This window comes from Streptococcus sp. 27098_8_186 (assembly GCF_041432055.1).
Classification (GTDB): Bacteria; Bacillota; Bacilli; order Lactobacillales; family Streptococcaceae; genus Streptococcus; species Streptococcus dentalis.
On the sequence record NZ_JAPVYV010000020.1, the window covers coordinates 1 to 3,312 of the forward strand.

Below are 3,312 nucleotides of genomic sequence, written 5' to 3' on the forward strand. Positions count from 1 at the left end.
TCTGTCCCACTCTCTTTTTGTTTGCATTGAAAAAAGTGATGAAATGTCGTATGATAAACGTGTAAGGATTCCCAATAGGAGGTGTTCAGATGGACTTTCGTTTAGATCAAAGTTTAGTAGCTCTTGGTATTGATACGGTTGTGGTCGGAATTGCTAGGAATGTGGATCCTCAAGCAGTTTTGCCCCCTTCTTTTCTTGAAAAGAAGAAAGAGCTTGAACAAAGGGCGCTCCAGTGTCAGACAGAAGAAGTAGTGGCATCTCCTGTCATCAAAGGGTATACAGACCTCTTGCAAAAAGTAGGGCGTAGCATCAAGAAAAATCCACCAACAGTCCTAGCTCTTATCCGAAACATCCAGCATCGAGGTGCTCTTCCTCAGATCAATAGCATCATCGATATCTATAATGTCGAATCTCTGAAGTCTTTTCTCGCGATCGGAGGACATGACCTAGATAAGATTGAGGGACCGATTGAATTTACACTGAGTCAAAGAGACGATCTCTTTCTCCCGATCCTTTCTAGTGAAAAACATGTCGCACCGACAGATCCTGTCTACCGAGATCAAAAAGGAGTTCTGGCTTGGTTGGATGTACGAGATAGTGACCATTACAAATTTGAGGAGACTACGAAAAACGCCCTCTTTGTCATTCAAGGAAATACCGAGACATCAGTCGAGATGCGTTTAGAAGCGCTGGAGCGAATCCACAAGGACCTTGCTCTTTGCATGCCTCAGCTTCAATTTGAGAAATTTCTCGTCACACAAAATGGAGTGGAAAAGGTTGTGTAAACAGCGAAAATCATTTTCATGAAATTTTCAATTTGACAAAGTAGACCATTTGCGGTAAGATATTGTTCGGGCACCTCATTTTGAGGTCAGAGCTCCCTAAGGATTAGGGAGCTATTTTTGTTTTTTCTGCAAAGAGGAATGGCCTCTACAACATTAGAAGAAGAGGAAAGCACATGTCAACAAAATATATTTTTGTCACGGGTGGTGTCGTATCATCCATCGGGAAAGGGATTGTCGCAGCAAGTCTTGGTCGCTTGCTCAAAAATCGTGGATTGAAAGTGACCATCCAAAAATTTGACCCTTATATCAATATTGACCCAGGGACGATGAGCCCTTACCAACACGGGGAAGTATTTGTCACAGACGATGGCGCAGAGACAGACTTGGACCTTGGTCACTATGAACGCTTCATTGATATCAATCTGAATAAGTACTCAAATGTGACAACAGGGAAAATTTATAGCGAAGTCCTTCGCAAGGAACGTCGTGGAGAATACTTGGGCGCGACTGTACAGGTTATTCCTCATATTACAGATGCCTTGAAAGAAAAGATCAAACGAGCAGCGACGACGACGGATTCAGATGTCATCATCACAGAAGTCGGGGGAACAGTTGGAGACATTGAATCCCTTCCATTCCTTGAAGCTCTTCGTCAAATGAAGGCAGATGTTGGTGCTGAAAACGTTATGTACATCCACACCACTCTTCTTCCTTACTTGAAAGCTGCGGGAGAAATGAAAACCAAGCCGACGCAACACTCTGTGAAAGAACTTCGTGGTCTTGGGATTCAACCAAATATGTTGGTCATCCGTACAGAAAAGCCAGCTGGTCAAGGAATTAAGAACAAGTTGGCTCAATTCTGTGATGTTGCACCAGAAGCTGTCATCGAGTCACTTGATGTGGAGCACTTGTACCAAATCCCATTGAACTTGCAAGCACAAAATATGGACCAAATCGTTTGTGACCATTTGAAATTGGATGTTCCTGCAGCAGATATGACAGAATGGTCTGCGATGGTCGACAAGGTCATGAACCTCAAGAAGCAGGTCAAGATTTCCTTGGTTGGAAAATACGTAGAATTGCAAGATGCCTACATTTCTGTCGTTGAGGCCTTGAAGCACTCAGGGTACGCCAACGATGCAGAAGTCAAGATTAATTGGGTCAATGCCAATGATGTGACAGCTGAAAATGTGGCAGAACTCCTTGGAGATGCGGATGGAATCATCGTCCCAGGTGGTTTTGGTCAACGGGGAACAGAAGGAAAAATTCAAGCCATCAAGTATGCGCGTGAACAGGACGTCCCAATGTTGGGGGTCTGCTTGGGTATGCAGTTAACCTGTATCGAATTTGCCCGTCACGTTTTAGGCTTGGAAGGGGCCAATTCATCCGAATTGGATCCAGAAACCAAGTATCCGATTATCGATATCATGCGGGACCAAATCGATGTGGAAGATATGGGAGGAACGCTCCGTCTCGGTCTTTACCCATCTAAACTTAAACGAGGATCAAAAGCAGCCGCTGCCTATGACAATCAAGAAGTGGTACAACGTCGCCACCGTCACCGTTATGAGTTTAACAATGCTTTCCGTGAACAGTTCGAAGAAGCAGGATTTGTCTTCTCAGGCGTTTCACCAGACAACCGTTTGGTCGAAATCGTTGAAATCCCAGAAAACAAATTCTTTGTTGCTTGCCAATACCACCCAGAATTGTCAAGCCGTCCAAACCGCCCAGAAGGACTTTACACAGCCTTTATCACAGCGGCAGTTGAAAACCACGATAGCAAATAAAAATCAAGGGAGCAGGTCGAAGGACCTGCTCCCTTTTTGTGAAAAAATGACAAACTCTGAAAAAAGTTTGAAAAAAATCTTGACAAAAAAGTCGTTGATTGATATACTAGTAAAGTACTCAATCGCGGGGATGGCGGAATTGGCAGACGCGCAGGACTAAGGATCCTGTGACCGCTTTAGGTCGTGAGGGTTCAAGTCCCTCTCTCCGCATCGGATCAAGATAGCTTCGGCTATCTTTTTTTGTTTTCAAATCTCTTTGTGGTAGAATAGGTGTGAGATGAGGTGAGAACATGAAGAAGAAGTATCTGGTTTTGGCCGATGGCCTTTTTGCACTATTGGGAAGTGCCATTAATTTTTTCGGTCCTATCCTGATTTTAGCGATGGCGATAGGCGCATACAAGGATACTTTTAGATATTTTATCGCCTTAAACATATGGAATGTTTTCATTTTTTTAGTGGCGATTGCTTCTAAGTATCTGCTCAGAGATGAAAAAAGAATAAAAAAATGGATTCTTCATCTTTTTCTGATAGCAGGCAGTATTCTCTTTATTGCGTCAATCCTTGCTGTGTGTGAGAATATTCCTTTTCTTGAGGGATTGGTAAATGGACTTCTTGGGAAAATGTTTACCGACAGTCAGTTATTTGCCGCTTATTTCTATTCTCAATGGGTTGCAGCGGTATCCCTTATGATTTGCGGGATTGCCTTTCTCTTTTCATTAAAAAAATTTAAAGAAGAGAAT

Annotated in this window: 3 protein-coding genes and 1 tRNA gene; all 4 read left to right on the forward strand. The window is 43.1% G+C overall.

Annotated elements, in window-relative coordinates; translation table 11 throughout:
• The first annotated feature begins 89 nt into the window (after positions 1-89).
• Positions 90-785: a B3/4 domain-containing protein gene (locus tag O3602_RS10115; RefSeq protein WP_371611635.1), complete on the forward strand. Its 696-nt coding sequence runs from the start codon at positions 90-92 to the stop codon at positions 783-785.
• A 173-nt stretch (positions 786-958) separates the two neighbouring features.
• Complete coding sequence (locus tag O3602_RS10120) at positions 959-2,572, forward strand: CTP synthase (protein WP_003004055.1); 1,614 nt, start codon at positions 959-961, stop codon at positions 2,570-2,572.
• 124 nt (positions 2,573-2,696) lie between these two features.
• Positions 2,697-2,782, forward strand: a tRNA-Leu gene (locus O3602_RS10125).
• An 80-nt stretch (positions 2,783-2,862) separates the two neighbouring features.
• On the forward strand, positions 2,863-3,312 hold a 450-nt coding region (locus O3602_RS10130), incomplete at its 3' end, for a hypothetical protein (RefSeq protein ID WP_371611636.1).